The sequence below is a fragment of the Faecalibacterium sp. IP-1-18 genome (assembly GCF_023347355.1).
Taxonomy (GTDB): domain Bacteria; phylum Bacillota; class Clostridia; order Oscillospirales; family Ruminococcaceae; genus Faecalibacterium; species Faecalibacterium prausnitzii.
Genome location: NZ_CP094472.1, coordinates 2,857,053 through 2,873,657 on the forward strand (window position 1 = coordinate 2,857,053; position 16,605 = coordinate 2,873,657).

The window sequence follows — 16,605 nt, forward strand, 5'->3', positions numbered from 1 at the left end:
CCACCATGATCTTTGGTATTATGGGCGCTATGCCCGATGAAGTAGACCAGCTGTGTGCAAAGCTGGAAAATGTCACCGTTGAGCCCTACGGCGGCGTGGAGTACCACAAGGGTACGCTGGCCGGCAAGCAGGTGGTGGTGTGCTGCGCCGGTATGGGCAAGGCCAACGCCGCCGCTACCACGCAGGTGCTCATTACCAAGTTCGGCGCGGAGAAGATCATCTTCTCCGGCATTGCAGGCAATATGACCAGCAAGATCGGCATCGGGGATGTGGTCATCGGCAAGACGGTGCTGTACCACGACGCCCAGCTGGATATGATCTGCCAGAACCCGCCGTTCCTGAAGGAATACACCGGCGACCCGGAACTGATCGCCGCTGCCGAAGCCGCCTGCGCCGAAGCCGGGGTAAAGGCACTGGTGGGCAAGATCGCCACCGGCGATTTGTTCGTGGGCGACAGCGAGACGAAGGCCGCCATTGAGGCCAAGTGTGCCCCGGACTGCGTGGAGATGGAGGGCGCGGCGGTAAGCCAGATCGCTGCCAAGAACGGCGTGCCCTGCGTCATCCTGCGCGCCATGAGCGACAACGCCGACGAGGACGGCCACGAGGTACTGGTGGTGAAGAAGTTCAGCATCAGCGAATATGTCGCCACCGCCACTAAGATCGTAGCAGCGATGGTGGAAAAGCTGTAAATTTCCCCAGTCAAAACCACCGGCTGAGCCGGTGGCTTGAGTAAGCCCTAGAAGGGCATAATACTAGCAAAGCCCCTTAAGGGGCCACGAATGGGTCTGCCAACTGCATTCCTGTCTCGTGGCAGGCCCCTCAAGGGGCCCTTTTATTTACGCCTTAGTTTCCTTGCTACCCGTAAACGGGTCCACGAACTCCTTAAGGCTCAACTGATCGGCAATCTGGTCCTGTTGCAGTTGATTTTTAATGTACTCTTGGATTTTCTTTTTGTTCTTTCCTACCGTATCCACGAAGTATCCCCTGGCCCAGAAATGCCGATTGCCATACTTGTACTTCAGATTTGCATGTCTGTCGAAAATCATGAGACTGCTCTTTCCCTTGAGATATCCCATGACATAGGAAATGCTGTACTTCGGCGAAAAACTTATCAGCATATGGATATGGTCAGGGCAGGCCTCCGCTTCAATGATTTCAATACCTTTTTGTTCGCACAACTGGCGCAGTATCTGCCCTATATCCTTTTTGATCTGACCGTAAATTACCATTCTCCGATATTTCGGTGCAAACACTACATGGTATTGACATCTCCACGTGGTATGGCTTAAACTATCTACGTCTTTGTTATCTTTCATTTCAAAGATAAACCTCCCTGTTCCTAGAATGTGGTTGGCAAACCCACACTCTATTCTACGGGGAGGTTTCTCTTTGTCTAGGGCTAAAGCCGTTTTTATTCCACCAGCAAAGCTGGTGGTTGTCGCTCGCTCAAGCTACCCAAAACAACAACAGCCAGACCGGCAGTGCCGGTCTGGCTGTTTTGCGTTTATGTCAGTTTTTGGTCAGATCCTTGGTATACAGGGCGCGGGTGGCGTTGAGCACGGCAATGACCATCACGCCCACGTCCGCAAAGATGGCTGCCCACATTCCGGCAATGCCCAGTGCACCCAGCAGCAGGCACAGCGCCTTGATGCCCAGCGCGAACACGATGTTCTGGTGCACAATGCGCAGGGTGCGGCGGGCAATGCGCATAGCCAGCGCGATTTTGGCGGGGTCGTCATCCATCAGCACCACGTCTGCGGCCTCGATGGCAGCGTCCGAACCCAGCGCACCCATGGCGATGCCCACGTCTGCGCGGGAAAGCACCGGCGCGTCGTTGATGCCGTCACCCACAAAGGCAAGGTTCTCCTTGGGCTGCTTTTCAGCCAGCAGCTTTTCGATCTGGTCCACCTTGTCACCGGGCAAAAGACCGGCGTGGTACTCGTCCAGACCCAGCTGCTGCGCTACAGCCTGTGCCACCGGCTGTGCATCGCCGGTCAGCATGACCGTCTTGCGCACACCGGAAGCCTTCAAAGCGCGGATGGCATCGGCGCTGTGGGGCTTTACCACGTCCGAAATCAGCAGATAGCCCGCATAGCTGCCCTCCACGGCAACGTGCACGATGGTGCCCACGCCGTCCACGGCGGGGACGGTCAGCCCCAGCTTTTTCATCAGGCGGGCGTTGCCGGCAGCAACGGCCTTGCCGTCCACCTTCGCGGTCACGCCATGACCGCCCAGCTCCTGCACGTCCGTGACCCGGGCGGCATCGATGGGCTTGCCGTAGGCAGCTTTGATGCTCAGGGAGATGGGGTGCTTCGACCAGCTTTCCGCCAGCGCAGCGGCTTCCACCAGTGCGGCGTCGGTCACGCCCTCGGCGGGGTGGATGCCGGTGACCTTAAAGGTGCCCTGCGTCAGGGTGCCGGTCTTATCGAACACCACAATACCGGTGTTGGCAAGCTCTTCCAGATAGGTAGAGCCCTTGATGAGGATGCCGCAGGAGGAAGCGCCGCCGATGCCGCCGAAAAAGCTCAGCGGGATGGAGATGACCAGCGCACAGGGGCAGCTGATGACAAGGAAGGTCAAAGCGCGGTAGACCCAGTCGCCAAAGCGGGCGGGCTGTCCCATAAGCAGCAGCACCACCGGCGGCAGAAGCGCCAGCGCCAGTGCGCCGTAGCAGACAGCGGGGGTGTACACCCGGGCAAAGCGGGTGATAAAGTTTTCTGCCCGGGCTTTTTTCATGCTGGAATTTTCCACAAGGTCGAGAATTTTAGAGACGGTGGACTCGCCAAATTCCTTGGTGGTGCGCACCTTCAGCAGGCCGGTCATATTCACACAGCCGCTGATGACCTCGTCCCCGGCGTTCACGTCCCGGGGCAGGCTCTCACCGGTCAGGGCGGCAGTGTTCAGGGCAGAAGCGCCCTCCACGATGACGCCGTCAATGGGCACCCGCTCGCCGGGCTGCACCACAATGACGGTGCCCACCTCGACCTCGTCCGGGTCCACCTGTTCCAGCTTGCCGTCCTCGCCCTCGATGTTGGCGTAGTCCGGGCGAATGTCCATCAGGCTGGCAATGCTCTGGCGGCTTTTGCCCACGGCAACGCTCTGGAACAGCTCGCCGATCTGGTAGAAGATGATAACGGCGCAGCCCTCCACATAGTCGCCCAGTGCAAACGCGCCCACGGTGGCCACTGCCATTAGAAAGCACTCGTCAAAGGGCTGACGGTTCTTGATGCCCTTCAGCGCCTTGCGCAGCACATCCCAGCCCACCACAAGGTAGGGGATGCAGTAGAGCGCCAGCTCCACCGGCATGGGCAAGGCGGGCAAAAGCTTGAGCACGATGACCAGCGCCACGGCGATCAGAATGCGCTCAAGGGTCTTTTTTTGTTTCTTGTTCATAAGCAACGCTCCTCAGTTTGCGGTGCAGCGGATGAAAAACGGGTGGTTTTCCACAAGTTTTTCGGCAAAAAATGGGTATTCCACAGTTTTACCCGCGTTTTCCACACAGTTTTCCTGTAAAAAAGCGCTTTTCCACGCTTCTTTTTCGGTTTTTTCGCAAAGTGTGTTGAAAACCCGGTGGAAATTGTTGAAAAGTGGCGGATTTTTCCACAGAAAAACTCCCCCAGTCCACACCGACCGGGAGAGCTTTGCCGTACATCAGATATCAAAGATCTCGCAGTCGTCCTCTACCTTCTTGCAGGCAGACAGCACGTTCTCCATGGTGTCGTGGGGGTCTGCACCCTCGGCAAACTCCACCTTCATCTTCTGGGTCATAAAGCTGACGGTCGCCTTTTCCACACCGGCTACGGTGTTGGCGGCATCCTCCATCTTCTGGGCGCAGTTGGCGCAGTCCACTTCGATCTTGTAGGTCTTTTTCATAATAAGTACCAGCCTTTCTTTTTCTGCGGGCGTGTGCCCGGTCATTCTTCGATATGGTCCATCCCCATGGAGAGGATGCTGCGCACATGGTCATCGTCCAGTGCGTAGAAAACAGTTTTGCCTTCCCGCCGGAAGCGCACAAGCTTGGAATCCTTGAGCACCCGCAGTTGGTGGCTGACGGCAGACTGGCTCAGCTGCACGGCGTCCGCGATATCCTGCACGCAAAGCTCGCTGTCGTGTAAGGCGTACAGAATTTTGATGCGGGTGGAATCGCCGAACACGCGGAACAGGTCCGCCAGTTCGTACAGCACCTCGTCATCCGGCATCTCCACCGGCTGAGTCTCCTTTTCCGGCGCGGCTTGTTCTAGCCCGGTCATGCTGTCATCCCCTTTCGTTTCGATATATGAGCATCTGTTCATGTGTTCATGATAGCACGCAGACAGCCCCCTGTCAAGCAAAATCCGCAAAGTTTTTTACATTGCCGTAAAATTGCTGAAAATCGCCGTAAAACGCAAAAAAGATGCAATTTAAATTTGCAAATGGGGTGCGGGTTGGGCAGCAGAACGATTTGAAATGGCTTCCGCTTCTTCCGGGTTGCGGCACCCAGCATCCGCATCGTGCCTTGGGCGGCACTTGCGTCTTGCTGGCCGCTGCCCCAACAACTCCTCCCTGTTTCCGCCGCTGGCGGCGGTCGTCGTCGTTGCTAGCCATGTTCAGCGGAAAAATTATTTTTAATTTCGCGTTTGCGGAGCGTAGCGCAGCAATGAAAGCCCCAGTGGGGCTTTTAAGCGGCAGAGCGGTCTGCGTTAGCAGATGGAGGGGCTTTGCCCCGACAAGCTCTGCGGAGCGCTCCAAACGCTATTTTCACGGGAGGGGTCGTAGAGGGAAACGGCATTTGCAGCGCCGTTTTCTGCGAAAGCGCAGCGCTGCGGGCGCTCGCTCGCTCCCCCGGGGGGAGCTGTCGCGCAGCGACTGAGGGGCTATGGATGGAGAAGCGAAAAAAGCGTTAAAGCGATAGCGCCGACTGGCGCAGCGCTAGCTTTTTTGTGCTTCGACTTCTTCTTTAGGATCGTCAAGGGCGAGTAGCCCTTGGCCCGTTGCGGGGTGGGTGGAGTCCAGAGGTAGGGAGGGGGGAGTCGGAACACCCCTCCCTGCCTCTGGCCCAGCGGAGCGTCCCTGCACGCTGCTGGCAGGCAGGAACTTTCCCCGCGGAGCGCTGCGCATTCCAAATCGTCCGCCTTCCGGGTGCTCCCCTGAAAAAATATGCAAAAAATAGTGCATTCCGGTGCGTTTTGTGATATCTTATAAAAGTGTGTAACCACAAATAACACAACTGCGTCCATAGGACGCATAAGGAGGAACTGTATATGAAGTTGGAAACCGGAATCTGCGGCGAGCAGAGCGTGCGCGTGAGCGCAGAGAATACCGCAAAAACCATGGGCAGCGGCACGCTGGACGTGTTTGCTACCCCTGCACTGGTGGCACTGGCCGAAAAGACCTGCTGGCAGAGCGTTGCCCCTGCGCTGGAGGCAGGCAGCGGCACCGTGGGCACCAAGCTGGAGCTGGAGCACACCGCACCCACCCCTGTGGGCATGACCGTGACCTGCCACAGTGAGCTGGTGGCCGTAGAGGGCCGCAAGCTGACCTTCAAGGTGACGCTTGCGGACGAGAAAGGCCCTGTGGGCGGCGGCACCCACGAGCGCTTTATCATCTTTGAAGAAAAGTTTGCCGCTAAGGCCGAGGCCAAAAAGGGCTAAGGATCGTCCGGTTCTGTTTCGTCCAGCCGCAGCGGCGGCAAGTCTGCGGCCAGCAGCTGCTGCTCGGCGCGGGTCTGCGCGTCCTGCAAAAGCTGCACGGCCTGCACGCTGGCGCGGAACAGTTCAAAGTACATGGCCTTGTAATCCGGCACGGTGCACACCCCCTTTGCATTTCTGTGGGTAGTCTGCCCCGCAGCCTGCGCCCCGATACGCCGGAGCGTTTTTCACAGAAAATGACTGATACTTGATATGAGGAGCTTATGAAAAACAAAAACTTATCCTGGGTGGGGGCGTTGTTCGTCTTTGCCCTGCTGCTGTGGTGCACGGCGGTGACCCCCGGCAAGGTGGCCGACCCCGCCACCTACACCTGTGCGGTGTACAGCACCTTCTTTTCCCTGCTGCCGCCGGTCATTGCCATCGTGCTGGCGCTGAACACCAAGGAGGTGTACACCTCGCTATTGGTGGGCATTGCCTCCGGTGCGCTGCTGTATGCCAACGGCAATCTTGAGCTGGCGCTGAACACTCTGTTCTTCAACGAGGACGGCGGCATGATCACCAAGCTGTCGGACTCCGGCAACGTGGGCATTCTGGCCTTTCTGGTGATGCTGGGCATTCTGGTGGCACTGATGAACAAGGCGGGCGGCTCGGCGGCCTTCGGGCGCTGGGCCTCCACCCACATCCACAGCCGGGCGGGCGCACAGTTTGCCACCCTGCTGCTGGGCGTGATGATCTTTGTGGACGACTACTTCAACTGCCTGACCGTGGGCTCGGTGATGCGCCCGGTGACCGACCGGCAGAAAGTGTCCCGCGCGAAGCTGGCCTACCTGATCGATTCCACCGCTGCGCCCATCTGCATCATTGCGCCGGTGTCCAGCTGGGCGGCTGCGGTCACCTCCAGCGTCCCGGCGGGTTCCGGCATCAACGGCTTTACCATGTTCTTGCGTACCATTCCTTATAACTATTACGCCGTCATGACCGTGGTGATGAGCCTGTTCCTCATCTTTACCGGGGCAGAGTTCGGCCCCATGAAGCTGAACGAGGACAACGCCAAAAACGGAGACCTGTTTACCACCGCCGACCGTCCCTATGGCGACGATGTGGACGATGGTAATGATACAAACGGCCATGTCATCGACCTGATCGCGCCGGTGCTGGTGCTGATCGCGGCCTGTATCTTCGGCATGGTGTACACCGGCGGCTTCTTTGAGGGCGTGGACTTCATCACCGCCTTTGCGGACTGCAACGCCTCGGCGGGTCTGGTGCTGGGCAGCAGCATCGCTTTGCTGTTCACCTTTGTATTTTACCGGGTGCGCAGCGTGATGACCTTTCAGGACTTTGCCGCCTGCATCCCCGAGGGCTTCAAGGCCATGGTCAGCCCCATGCTGATTTTGTCCCTTGCATGGACGCTGTCCGGCATGACCGGCCTGCTGGGTGCAAAGTATTATGTGGCAAACCTGCTGGGCAGCTCTGCGGCGGCTTTGCAGTATCTGCTGCCGTTCATCATCTTCCTTGTGGCAGTGTTCCTTGCCTTTGCCACCGGCACTTCCTGGGGCACCTTCTCCATCCTGATCCCCATCGTCTGTCAGGCCTTCCCGGACGGCGAGATGCTGGTGGTGTCCATTGCCGCCTGCCTGTCCGGCGCGGTGTGCGGCGACCACTGCTCCCCCATCTCGGATACCACCATCATGGCCTCGGCGGGCGCGCATTGCAGCCATGTGAACCACGTTTCCACCCAGCTGCCCTATGCCATTACGGCGGCGGCCTGCTCGGCGGTGTGCTACATCATCACCGGCCTTGCACAGGCAGTGCTGGGCAACCGCGCAAGCCTTGTCACCTCGCTGGTGCTGCTGGTGGTAGCCATCGTGCTGGAACTGGCGGTGCTCAGCGTCATCCGCGCCCGCACCCGGGCAAAAACTTCCGGGGATGCTGCGTAAAATTCCGCTATGCAGCGGGGCATTTTCGTGGTATACTAGCCGTATAGCAAGAAAACTAAAGCATTGGAGGCGCATGACCCATGCTGGAAAAAGCTTTTCAGGACGTCTACACCAAATTCAAGCTGCATTTTTATCAGAACGTGTTCCAGCGCTTTGCCACCCGTGAGGCTACCCTGACCACGGTGGAATCCTTCTGCATGGAGGGCATCATGGCCATGGGCGAGCCCACCATTGCGGAGTTTTCCCGCATGATGCAGATCTCCACCCCCAATGCGGCGTACAAGATCGGCAGTCTGGTGAAAAAGGGCTATGTGGAAAAGATCCAGTCCACCACCGACCGGCGGGAGTACCATCTGCGCCCCACCCAGAAGTATATCGACTACTACAACATCAGCTACTCTTATCTGCACACCGTAGTGGAGCGTGCCCGGCAGCGCTTTACCCCCGAGGAATGCGCCAAGCTGGAACAGATGCTTACCATCGTGAGCACCGAGCTGATGCCGGAACTGGACATACTGAAAAAAGGCGAGGACTAAAAACGATAAAACGGCTGCTGCACAAAAACGTGCAGCAGCCGTTTTGCATATCTCGTTACAGCACCATAAACAGTGTGCCGGCGGTGATGAGGGCACAGCCGATGAGGCTTTTGGCGGTAAAGGGCTCGTGCAGCACCACAAAGGCCAGCGCAAGGGTGATGACCACGCTGAGCTTATCAATGGGCACTACCTTGGACGCTGCACCGATTTGCAAAGCGTGGTAGTAGCACAGCCAGCTTGCGCCGGTGGCAAGGCCGGACAGCACCAGAAACAGCCAGCTGCGGCGAGAGATGTCCGCAATGCCGGTCTGGGTGCCGGTGAGGAACACCATGCCCCAGCTCATCAGCAGCACCACCGCCGTGCGGATGGCGGTGGCAAGGGTGGAGTTGACCCCCTCGATGCCGATTTTAGCCAGAATCGAGGTAAGGGCAGCGAACACCGCAGACCCCAGCGCGTAAACGAACCACATGGCAAACGCCTCCTTTTTGCCCCAGTATACGCTTTTGCGCGGCGGAACACAAGGCTGCCAGGAGGAGGACGATTTGGAATGCGCTCCGCGTTTTACGGGTTGCGGCACCCAGCATCCGCTTCGTGCCTTGGGCGGCACTCGCGTCTTGCTGGCCGCTGCCCCAACAACTCCTCCCTGTTTCCGCCGCTGGCGGCGGTCGTCATCGTTGCTGCGCATGGTCAGCGGAAAGAATATTTATAATTTCGGAGCACCGGAGCGTCTGCGGACACTCCGGTGCTCCATTTTCACGAGAGGGGCTGATGGGTTGAAAAATTTTCGCCTTTCTGTACAAACGCACTGAAAAATTGTAGGATAAGAATGGAAAAGACGTCACTTTCACGCTTTACAACTTTACCCAGATAAAGTAAAATAAAAACAGAAGCCTTTCATTCTATGGTGCGGAGGATGCCGCGCCGGATGTTTTTGTGTATAGAGACGCCGGAATTGTGCCGGTGCAGGGAAAGAAACAAGGGAAAGGAAACGAGGGAGCGAAATGGAGTTCAGTCTGGAGCATTTGCAGCCAAAGGAGCGCGCCTCCTTTGCGCTGCGCAGCCTGTACGAGACGGCAGGCTGCCGCAAGTACCACATGGGACGGTTCGAGGAGTACAGCCTGTATCAGGAGAACCGCAGCTTTCTGTCGTCGGAGCAGGTCATCACCTTTACCGATTTGGATGGCCGTCTGCTGGCGCTCAAGCCGGATGTGACCCTGTCCATCGCCAAGACGGCGCAGCCCGCGCCGGGCGAGACGCTGCGGTACTACTACCACGAGAACGTCTACCGCCCCTCTGCCGAAAGCCACACCTTTAAAGAGATCTCCCAGATGGGTCTGGAGATGCTGGGCGCTGTGGGCGAGGCTGAGGTGCAGCAGGCGGTGTGTCTGGCGGCGCAGTCGCTGGCGGCGCTGGGCGCAGAGTGGGTGCTGGAAGTCAGCCACATGGGCTACCTGTTCGGCCTGTTCGATGCGCTGGGCGTGCCGGAAGCCGCCCGGGCGCAGCTGCTGGAAAAGCTGCGGCAGAAAAACGCCCACGAGCTGCGCGCCGCCGCGCTGGCTGCGGGGCTTTCCGAAACGGCGGCAGACGCTTTGTGCGGGGTGCTGGAGCTTTCCGGCGGGTACGCTGCCACCCTTTCCAAGGCGGCAGCGCTCTGCCGTAACCCCGCTATGACTGCCGCTGTGGCAGAGCTGACCGCCCTAGCGCCCACGCTGGGACACGCGGGCGGCAGCATCCGGTTAGACCTGACCTTAGCCGGTGAGATGGAATACTACAACGGCCTTGTGTTTCAGGGCTATCTCAAAGCCCTGCCCCGCCCGCTGCTGAAGGGCGGGCGGTACGATTTACTGCTGCAAAAGTTCACCCCCGGGGCGGGCGCCATCGGCTTTGCGGTGTATCTGGATGAGCTGGACCGGCTGAACGCGATGCCGCCGGTGCAGCATCAGGACACCGGCAAGGTGATGCTGAACGTGGCGCTGCCCAAAGGGCGGCTGGGCGACAAGGTGTATAATTTGCTGGCGGGCATCGGCTACGGCTGCCCGGAGGACTACAACGCCACCCGCAAGCTGGTGGTGGAGAACCCGGCAGCGGGCATCCGGTATTTTCTGGTCAAGCCCAGCGACGTGGCCATCTATGTGGAGCACGGCGCTGCCGATGTGGGCATCGTGGGCAAGGACATCCTGACCGAGGCCGCCGCAGACGTGTACGAGCTGCTGGACACCGGCCTTGGCCGCTGCCGGATGTGCGTAGCCGCCCCGGCGGGCTACCGGGACGACCCCAGCCGCCCGGTGCGGGTGGCCACCAAGTTCGTCAACATTGCAAAGCGCTACTACGCCTCCATGGGGCGGGATATCGATATCATCAAGCTGAACGGCTCCATTGAGCTGGCCCCCATCCTTGGGCTTTCGGATGTCATCGTGGACATCGTGGAGACCGGCACCACCCTGCGGGAGAACGGCTTACAAGTGGTCACCGAGTTCATGCCCATCTCGGCGCGGTTCATCGCCAACAAGGCCAGCTACCAGTTCAAGCACCGGCAGATGGACACCATGCTGGAAAAGCTGCGCGACACCTTGCACAAGCAGGAGGAAGAGAAATGATCAAGCTGTATAATTTTGATGAGCTGAAGCCGGAGGAAATTCTGAACCGGGACATCCGCGCCGAGAAGAATGTGGAGGACGTGGTGGACGCCATCATTGCGGACGTGCGCGCCCGGGGCGACGACGCCCTGAAGGACTACGCCCTGAAATTTGACGGCGCAGCAATCGAAAATTTACAGGTGACGCAGGCCGAGATCGATGAAGCCTTTGCGGGCATGGACCCCTATTTCCTCGAGACCCTGCGGCAGGCGGCGGAGAACATCGAGCAGTTCCACCGCCAGCAGGTGCACAAGAATTTTGTGATGAACGACCGCCCCGGCATCGTACTGGGGCAGAAATATACTCCCATTGAAAAGGCCGGTGTCTATGTGCCCGGCGGCACGGCGGCGTACCCTTCCACCGTGCTTATGGACGTTATCCCCGCCAAGGTGGCGGGGGTGTCCGAGATCGTCATGACCACCCCCGCCGGGAAGGACGGCAAGGTGAACCCGGTCATTCTGGCCGCTGCCGCCACCGCCGGAGTAACTAAAATTTTCAAGACCGGCGGCGCACAGGCCGTGGCGGCGCTGGCCTACGGTACCCAGAGCATCCCGGCGGTGGATAAGATCGTAGGCCCCGGCAACATCTACGTTGCCACCGCCAAACGCAAGGTGTTTGGCAAGGTGGGCATTGATATGATCGCTGGCCCCAGCGAAATTCTGGTGCTGGCAGACGGCAGCTGCAATCCCGCGTGGGTGGCGGCAGACCTGTTAAGTCAGGCCGAGCACGACAGGCTGGCAAGCCCCGTGCTTGTCACCGACAGTGCAGCCCTTGCCAAGGCGGTACAGGCGGAGTTGGAAGTGCAGATCCCGCAGCTGCCCCGCGCCGCCATTGCCCGCGCCAGCGTGGACGACAACGGCAAGATCATCCTCTGCACCGACCTGCACAAGGCCATCGAGGCCTGCAACATCATCGCACCGGAGCACTTGGAGGTCTGCGTGGAGGACCCCTTCGGCGTGCTGAACGAGATCCGCAACGCGGGCAGCATCTTCCTTGGCCGCAATGTGCCGGAGGCGCTGGGCGATTACTTTGCAGGCCCCAACCACACCCTGCCCACCAGCGGCACCGCACGCTTTTCCAGCCCGCTGGGCGTGGACGACTTCGTCAAGAAGTCCAGCTTCATCTACTACACCCGGGACGCGCTGGAAGCCGTTGCACCCCGCATTGCAGACTTTGCCGAGCGCGAGGGTCTGCACGCCCACGCCCGCAGCGTGACCATCCGGTATGAGAAGTAAGAGGAAACCATTATGAGTCGTTTTCTTTCCCCTGCCCTGTCCGCTGTCACCCCCTACACGCCCGGGGAGCAGCCGCAGGATCAGCAGTACATCAAACTGAATACCAACGAAAGCCCCTATCTGCCGTCTCCCCGGGTGGTGGCAGCCGTGAGCGAAGCCGAGGTGGAAAAGCTGCGCCTTTACTCCGACCCCGCCTGTGCACAGCTGCTGCGCACGGCGGCGGCGCATTTCGGCTTGCAGCCTTCCCAAGTCATGCCCGGCAACGGCAGCGACGAGAACCTGTTCTTTGCGCTGCGGGCTTTCTGTGACGAGAGCCACCCGCTGGCCTTTGCGGATATCACCTACGGCTGCTACGGCGTGTGGTGTAGCCTGCTGCACATCCCCACCCATATCATCCCCTTAAAAGAGGACTTCACCCTTGACCCCGCCGATTACCACGGCCTGCACGAGACCATCGTCATTGCAAACCCCAACGCCCCCACCGGGCTGTGCCTGCCCCGGGAGGCCATCGAGGGCATTTTGCGATCGAACCCGGACAGCGTGGTCATTGTGGACGAAGCCTATGTGGACTTTGGCGGCGAGAGCTGCGTGCCCCTCATCGACCAATACGAAAACCTGCTGGTGGTGCAGACCTTCTCGAAATCCCGGCAGCTGGCGGGTGCGCGGCTTGGGCTTGCCATGGGCAACGCGGCGCTGATCGCCGATTTGAACCGGGTCAAGTTCAGCCTGAACCCCTACAACATCAACCGCCTGACCCTGAAGGCCGGGCAGGCTGCGCTGGAAGATACTGCCTACTTTGAAAAGACCCGCGCCGCCATTATGGACACCCGCGCATGGACGATGCAGCAGCTGGCCAACCGGTGCTTTACCGTGCTGGACAGCCGCGCAAACTTTGTATTTGCCAGCACAGAGCGGATAAACGGCGGCAAGCTATACAAGGAGTTAAAGAAAAACGGCATTCTGGTGCGGCATTTTGATGCGCCGCGCATTGAAAACTGGCTGCGCATCACCATCGGCACGCCGGAGCAGATGCAGGCGCTGATGGACGCCGTGGACAAAATACTGGAGGTGTGACAATGGCAGAGCGCATGGTAACGCTGGAACGCAACACCAACGAGACCCAGATCGAGCTGACCCTTGATCTGGACGGCACTGGCCGCTACGAGATTGACACCGGATGCGGCTTTCTGAACCACATGCTGGAGCTGTTTGCCCGGCACGGACGGTTTGATCTGGTGCTCACCTGCCACGGCGATGTGCAGGTGGACTACCACCACACCACCGAGGATGTGGGCATTGCGCTGGGGCAGGCCTTTGCCCGGGCGCTGGGCGAGATGCGCGGCATCTGCCGCTACGGCAGCTTCTACCTGCCCATGGACGAGGCGCTGGTGCTGTGTGCGGTGGATCTTTCCGGGCGCTGCACCCTGAACTGGGACATCCGCTGCCAGACCGAAAAGGTGGGCGATTTTGACGTGGAGTGCGCCAAGGAGTTCTGGTACGGCTTTGCCCGCTGCGTGCCCGCAACCGTCCACTTTGTGCAGTTTGCGGGCGAGAACACCCACCACATTCTGGAAGCCTGCTTCAAAGGCGCGGGCCACGCGCTGGCCGAAGCTGTGCGCATCGACGCGGCACACCGGGACGAGATCCCTTCCACGAAAGGACTGCTGGTATGATCGCCATTCTTGATTACGGGGTGGGCAACCTGTTCAGCCTGCGTTCCAGCTTACAGCAGCTGGGGCTGCAGGCGGTGGTCACCGCCGACGCCGATGCCATCCGCGCCGCCGACCGGCTTATCCTGCCGGGGGTGGGCGCATTCGGGGATGCCATGGCAAAGCTTACCGCCACCGGCCTTGTGCCGGTGCTGAAGGAGCAGGCGGAACAGAAGCCCCTGCTGGGCATCTGCCTTGGGATGCAGCTGCTGTTTGAAAAAAGCTACGAGTACGGCGAGCACGCCGGGCTGGGCTTTATCAAAGGCGAGGTCTGCCCGCTGGGGCCCGACCTCGCGGACAAAAGTCTGAAAGTACCGCAGATGGGCTGGAATGCCTTGCACATCGTAAAGGACGACCCCCTGTTCCGCTACATCCGCGAGGGCGAGTATGTGTACTACGTCCACAGCTACTACGGCAAAAACTGCGCCGAAAGCACCCTTGCCGTCAGCGATTATTCCATCCCGGTCACCGGCGCGGTGCGGGCGGGGCGGGTGTATGGCACCCAGTTCCACCCGGAAAAGAGCGGCGACACCGGGCTCAGAATTCTGAAGGCGTTCAGCGAATTGTAACCCTCTCAGTCAACGCCTGCGGCGTTGCCAGCTCCCCCGAGGGGGGAGCTTTTACACCGGAAACCGTAGGATGCAATAAAGCTCCCCCTTCGGGGGAGCTGGCGAGCGAATGCGAGCCTGAGAGGGTTCGTTTCTAAGGGAGAAACAACTATGCAGCTATTTCCAGCCATTGACCTGCGCGGCGGGCAGGTGGTGCGCCTGACACAAGGCGACTACGACCGCATGACCGTTTACGGGCAGGACCCCTGCGCACAGGCACGCAGCTTTGTGGCCGCCGGGGCAAAAAATCTTCATGTGGTGGACTTGGACGGTGCCAAGGACGGCACCCTTTCCAACTACGACACCATTGCCGCACTGGCAAAGCAGGGCGGTTTGTACATCGAGGTAGGCGGCGGCATCCGCACCGAGGAACGCATTGAAAAATACCTCTCCCTCGGGGTGGGGCGCTGCATTCTGGGCAGCGTGGCGGTGACGGATTTTGCCTTTACCGCCCGGATGCTGCAAAAATACGGCGATAAAATTGCCGTGGGCGTGGACGCTAAGGACGGCTATGTGGCCATCCACGGCTGGAAGGAGGTCAGCGCCGAGCCGGGCGTAGCCTTCTGCAAGCGGCTGGCAGAAGCCGGCTGCACCGCCATCATCTATACCGACATTGCCTGTGACGGCGCGATGCAGGGCACAAACCTGAGCCTGTACCGTCAGCTGGCGGCAGAGGTGCCCGGGGTGGCCTTTACCGCCAGCGGCGGCATCTCCTCCGAGGCAGAGCTGCTGGAATTGCAGCAGATGGGCACGGCAGCGGCGATTCTGGGCAAAAGCCTGTATACCGGCGCGCTGGACCTTGCCCGCTGCGTGCAGCTGGTGCAGGACTGAGAAAGAGGGAGCTTTATGATAACCAAACGCATCATCCCCTGTCTGGACGTGCGCGACGGCCGGGTGGTCAAGGGCACAAACTTTGAGGGCATCAAGGACGTGGCCGACCCGGTAGAGATGGCACGGCTGTACAACGCCGCCGGGGCGGACGAGCTGGTGTTTTACGATATCACCGCCAGCTTTGAGGGACGCGCCCTCTTTACCGATATCCTGACCCGGGTGGCGGGAGAAATTTTTATCCCCCTGACCGTGGGCGGCGGCATCAACACACTGGAGGATTTTGACCGGGTGCTGAAATGCGGCGCGGATAAGGTAAGCGTCAACTCCGGCGCGCTGAAAGACCCCGGGCTCATCCCCGCCGCCGCGCAGCGCTACGGCAACCAGTGCGTGGTGCTTTCCGCAGACGTGAAGCGGGTGAACGGACAGTTCCGGGTATTCGCCAAGGGCGGGCGTGAGGATACCGGCCGGGATGCGCTGGACTGGATCAGCTGGTGCGCCGCCCACGGCGCGGGCGAAATATGCCTGAACAGCATCGACACCGACGGCGTGCGCCACGGCTTCGACCTTGAAATGCTGGACGCGGTGGCTGCCCGGGTGAATATTCCCATCATTGCCAGCGGCGGCGCGGGCAAAAAAGAGGATTTTCTGGAGCTGTTCCACCACAAGGGCATCGACGCCGGGCTGGCGGCGGGCATCTTCCACCAGAAGCTGCTGGGTATCCGGGAGCTGAAGGAGTACCTGAACGCAAGCGGCGTGGAGATGCGGCTGTGAAAACGCATAAAACCCTTGCATTTTTGTCTTGAATACGATAAAATACACAATATCCCCATCCGGGGAGGGAGAACCGTCATGGAACTGAAATTTGATGAAAAAGGCCTGATCCCCGCCATCGTGCAGGATCACTACACAAAGCAGGTGCTCACCCTTGCCTACATGAACGCTGAAACGCTGGCGCTGACCATTGCCGAGGGGCGCACCGTATTCTGGAGCCGCAGCCGTCAGGAGATCTGGCGCAAGGGCGAGACCAGCGGCAATGTGCAACGGGTGGTGTCCATTACCGCCGACTGCGATGCCGACGCACTGGTGGTAGAGGTGGTGAAAGACGGCCCCGCCTGCCACACCGGGGCAGAGAGCTGCTTTTTCAACGAGGTATACGTCTCCCCGGAGCTGAAACAGTTCAGCTGGCAGGGGCTGTATAACCTCATCAAGGGCCGCAAGGATACCCCCACGGAGGGCAGCTACACCACCTACCTGTTTGAAAAGGGCAAGGAGAAGATCCTGAAAAAGGTGGGCGAAGAGTGCACCGAGGTCATCATTGCGGGTGAAAAAGAGGACAAGGCTGAGACGGTCTACGAGATCAGCGACCTTGCCTATCATGTGCTGGTGCTGATGGTCAGCGCGGGCATCACCGTAGAGGATGTGACCCGGGAGCTGGAAAAGCGCCATGTCATCGACCACAAGGTCAAGCAGGAAAGGATGCAGTGAG

The 16,605-nt window shown here is 59.7% G+C and carries 18 protein-coding genes; 12 read left to right on the top strand and 6 right to left on the bottom strand.

What is annotated here, in order from left to right; genetic code table 11:
• Nucleotides 1-5 precede the first annotated feature (5 nt).
• Entirely contained in the window at nucleotides 6-689 is a 684-nt protein-coding gene (locus MTP43_RS13560; RefSeq protein WP_005921445.1) for a 5'-methylthioadenosine/adenosylhomocysteine nucleosidase, read from the top strand.
• 147 nt (nucleotides 690-836) lie between these two features.
• On the opposite strand, the gene tnpA is transcribed toward MTP43_RS13560, so the two are convergent.
• From tnpA to MTP43_RS13580, 4 genes are all read right to left on the bottom strand, one after another.
• Nucleotides 837-1,316 (bottom strand): IS200/IS605 family transposase, encoded by a 480-nt coding sequence (gene tnpA / locus MTP43_RS13565; protein ID WP_055185423.1) that lies wholly within the window; start codon nucleotides 1,314-1,316, stop codon nucleotides 837-839.
• Nucleotides 1,317-1,509: 193 nt separating this feature from the next.
• Nucleotides 1,510-3,393 (bottom strand): heavy metal translocating P-type ATPase, encoded by a 1,884-nt coding sequence (locus MTP43_RS13570; RefSeq protein ID WP_005922580.1) that lies wholly within the window; start codon nucleotides 3,391-3,393, stop codon nucleotides 1,510-1,512.
• A 258-nt stretch (nucleotides 3,394-3,651) separates the two neighbouring features.
• On the bottom strand, nucleotides 3,652-3,873 hold the full coding sequence (locus MTP43_RS13575; RefSeq protein ID WP_044960190.1) for a cation transporter: 222 nt from the start codon (nucleotides 3,871-3,873) through the stop codon (nucleotides 3,652-3,654).
• A 41-nt stretch (nucleotides 3,874-3,914) separates the two neighbouring features.
• Nucleotides 3,915-4,250 carry an ArsR/SmtB family transcription factor gene (locus MTP43_RS13580; protein WP_015537587.1) on the bottom strand — a complete coding sequence of 112 codons (336 nt, stop codon included), beginning with the start codon at nucleotides 4,248-4,250 and terminating at the stop codon, nucleotides 3,915-3,917.
• 990 nt (nucleotides 4,251-5,240) lie between these two features.
• Between MTP43_RS13580 and MTP43_RS13585 the strand changes: the two genes are divergently transcribed.
• On the top strand, nucleotides 5,241-5,630 hold the full coding sequence (locus tag MTP43_RS13585) for a thioesterase family protein (protein WP_005922594.1): 390 nt from the start codon (nucleotides 5,241-5,243) through the stop codon (nucleotides 5,628-5,630).
• On the opposite strand, the gene MTP43_RS13590 is transcribed toward MTP43_RS13585, so the two are convergent.
• A complete protein-coding gene (locus MTP43_RS13590) occupies nucleotides 5,627-5,782 on the bottom strand; it encodes a hypothetical protein (RefSeq protein ID WP_154252423.1) in 156 nt (51 codons plus the stop codon). The two genes, MTP43_RS13585 and MTP43_RS13590, sit on opposite strands and share 4 nt — an antisense overlap.
• A gap of 108 nt (nucleotides 5,783-5,890) precedes the next feature.
• Here MTP43_RS13590 and MTP43_RS13595 point away from each other — a divergent pair, with 108 nt between their 5' ends.
• Both MTP43_RS13595 and MTP43_RS13600 read left to right on the top strand, forming a co-directional pair.
• Entirely contained in the window at nucleotides 5,891-7,564 is a 1,674-nt protein-coding gene (locus MTP43_RS13595; protein WP_097785711.1) for a Na+/H+ antiporter NhaC family protein, read from the top strand.
• An 80-nt stretch (nucleotides 7,565-7,644) separates the two neighbouring features.
• Complete coding sequence (locus MTP43_RS13600) at nucleotides 7,645-8,100, top strand: MarR family winged helix-turn-helix transcriptional regulator (protein WP_015537585.1); 456 nt, start codon at nucleotides 7,645-7,647, stop codon at nucleotides 8,098-8,100.
• A gap of 55 nt (nucleotides 8,101-8,155) precedes the next feature.
• On the opposite strand, the gene MTP43_RS13605 is transcribed toward MTP43_RS13600, so the two are convergent.
• On the bottom strand, nucleotides 8,156-8,569 hold the full coding sequence (locus MTP43_RS13605; RefSeq protein ID WP_015537584.1) for an EamA family transporter: 414 nt from the start codon (nucleotides 8,567-8,569) through the stop codon (nucleotides 8,156-8,158).
• A 532-nt stretch (nucleotides 8,570-9,101) separates the two neighbouring features.
• Here MTP43_RS13605 and hisG point away from each other — a divergent pair.
• The 8 genes from hisG (at nucleotide 9,102) to hisIE (ending at nucleotide 16,604) form a co-directional block, all read left to right on the top strand.
• The gene (hisG, locus tag MTP43_RS13610; RefSeq protein WP_097783280.1) at nucleotides 9,102-10,697 is read left to right on the top strand and encodes an ATP phosphoribosyltransferase; all 1,596 of its coding nucleotides are present in this window, start codon (nucleotides 9,102-9,104) and stop codon (nucleotides 10,695-10,697) included.
• Entirely contained in the window at nucleotides 10,694-11,971 is a 1,278-nt protein-coding gene (gene hisD / locus MTP43_RS13615) for a histidinol dehydrogenase (RefSeq protein WP_097783279.1), read from the top strand. The genes hisG and hisD overlap by 4 nt, the downstream gene beginning before the upstream one ends.
• A gap of 12 nt (nucleotides 11,972-11,983) precedes the next feature.
• On the top strand, nucleotides 11,984-13,045 hold the full coding sequence (gene hisC, locus MTP43_RS13620; protein ID WP_097783278.1) for a histidinol-phosphate transaminase: 1,062 nt from the start codon (nucleotides 11,984-11,986) through the stop codon (nucleotides 13,043-13,045).
• A gap of 2 nt (nucleotides 13,046-13,047) precedes the next feature.
• Nucleotides 13,048-13,644, top strand: a complete 597-nt coding sequence (gene hisB / locus MTP43_RS13625) for an imidazoleglycerol-phosphate dehydratase HisB (protein WP_097783277.1) — start codon at nucleotides 13,048-13,050, stop codon at nucleotides 13,642-13,644.
• A complete protein-coding gene (gene hisH, locus MTP43_RS13630; RefSeq protein WP_005922610.1) occupies nucleotides 13,641-14,249 on the top strand; it encodes an imidazole glycerol phosphate synthase subunit HisH in 609 nt (202 codons plus the stop codon). The genes hisB and hisH overlap by 4 nt, the downstream gene beginning before the upstream one ends.
• 150 nt (nucleotides 14,250-14,399) lie before the next feature.
• Nucleotides 14,400-15,119: a 1-(5-phosphoribosyl)-5-[(5-phosphoribosylamino)methylideneamino]imidazole-4-carboxamide isomerase gene (gene hisA, locus MTP43_RS13635; protein ID WP_005922612.1), complete on the top strand. Its 720-nt coding sequence runs from the start codon at nucleotides 14,400-14,402 to the stop codon at nucleotides 15,117-15,119.
• Nucleotides 15,120-15,134: 15 nt separating this feature from the next.
• Nucleotides 15,135-15,890: an imidazole glycerol phosphate synthase subunit HisF gene (gene hisF, locus MTP43_RS13640; protein ID WP_005922614.1), complete on the top strand. Its 756-nt coding sequence runs from the start codon at nucleotides 15,135-15,137 to the stop codon at nucleotides 15,888-15,890.
• A gap of 78 nt (nucleotides 15,891-15,968) precedes the next feature.
• Complete coding sequence (gene hisIE, locus MTP43_RS13645; protein WP_005922616.1) at nucleotides 15,969-16,604, top strand: bifunctional phosphoribosyl-AMP cyclohydrolase/phosphoribosyl-ATP diphosphatase HisIE; 636 nt, start codon at nucleotides 15,969-15,971, stop codon at nucleotides 16,602-16,604.
• The last annotated feature ends 1 nt before the right edge of the window (nucleotide 16,605 follow it).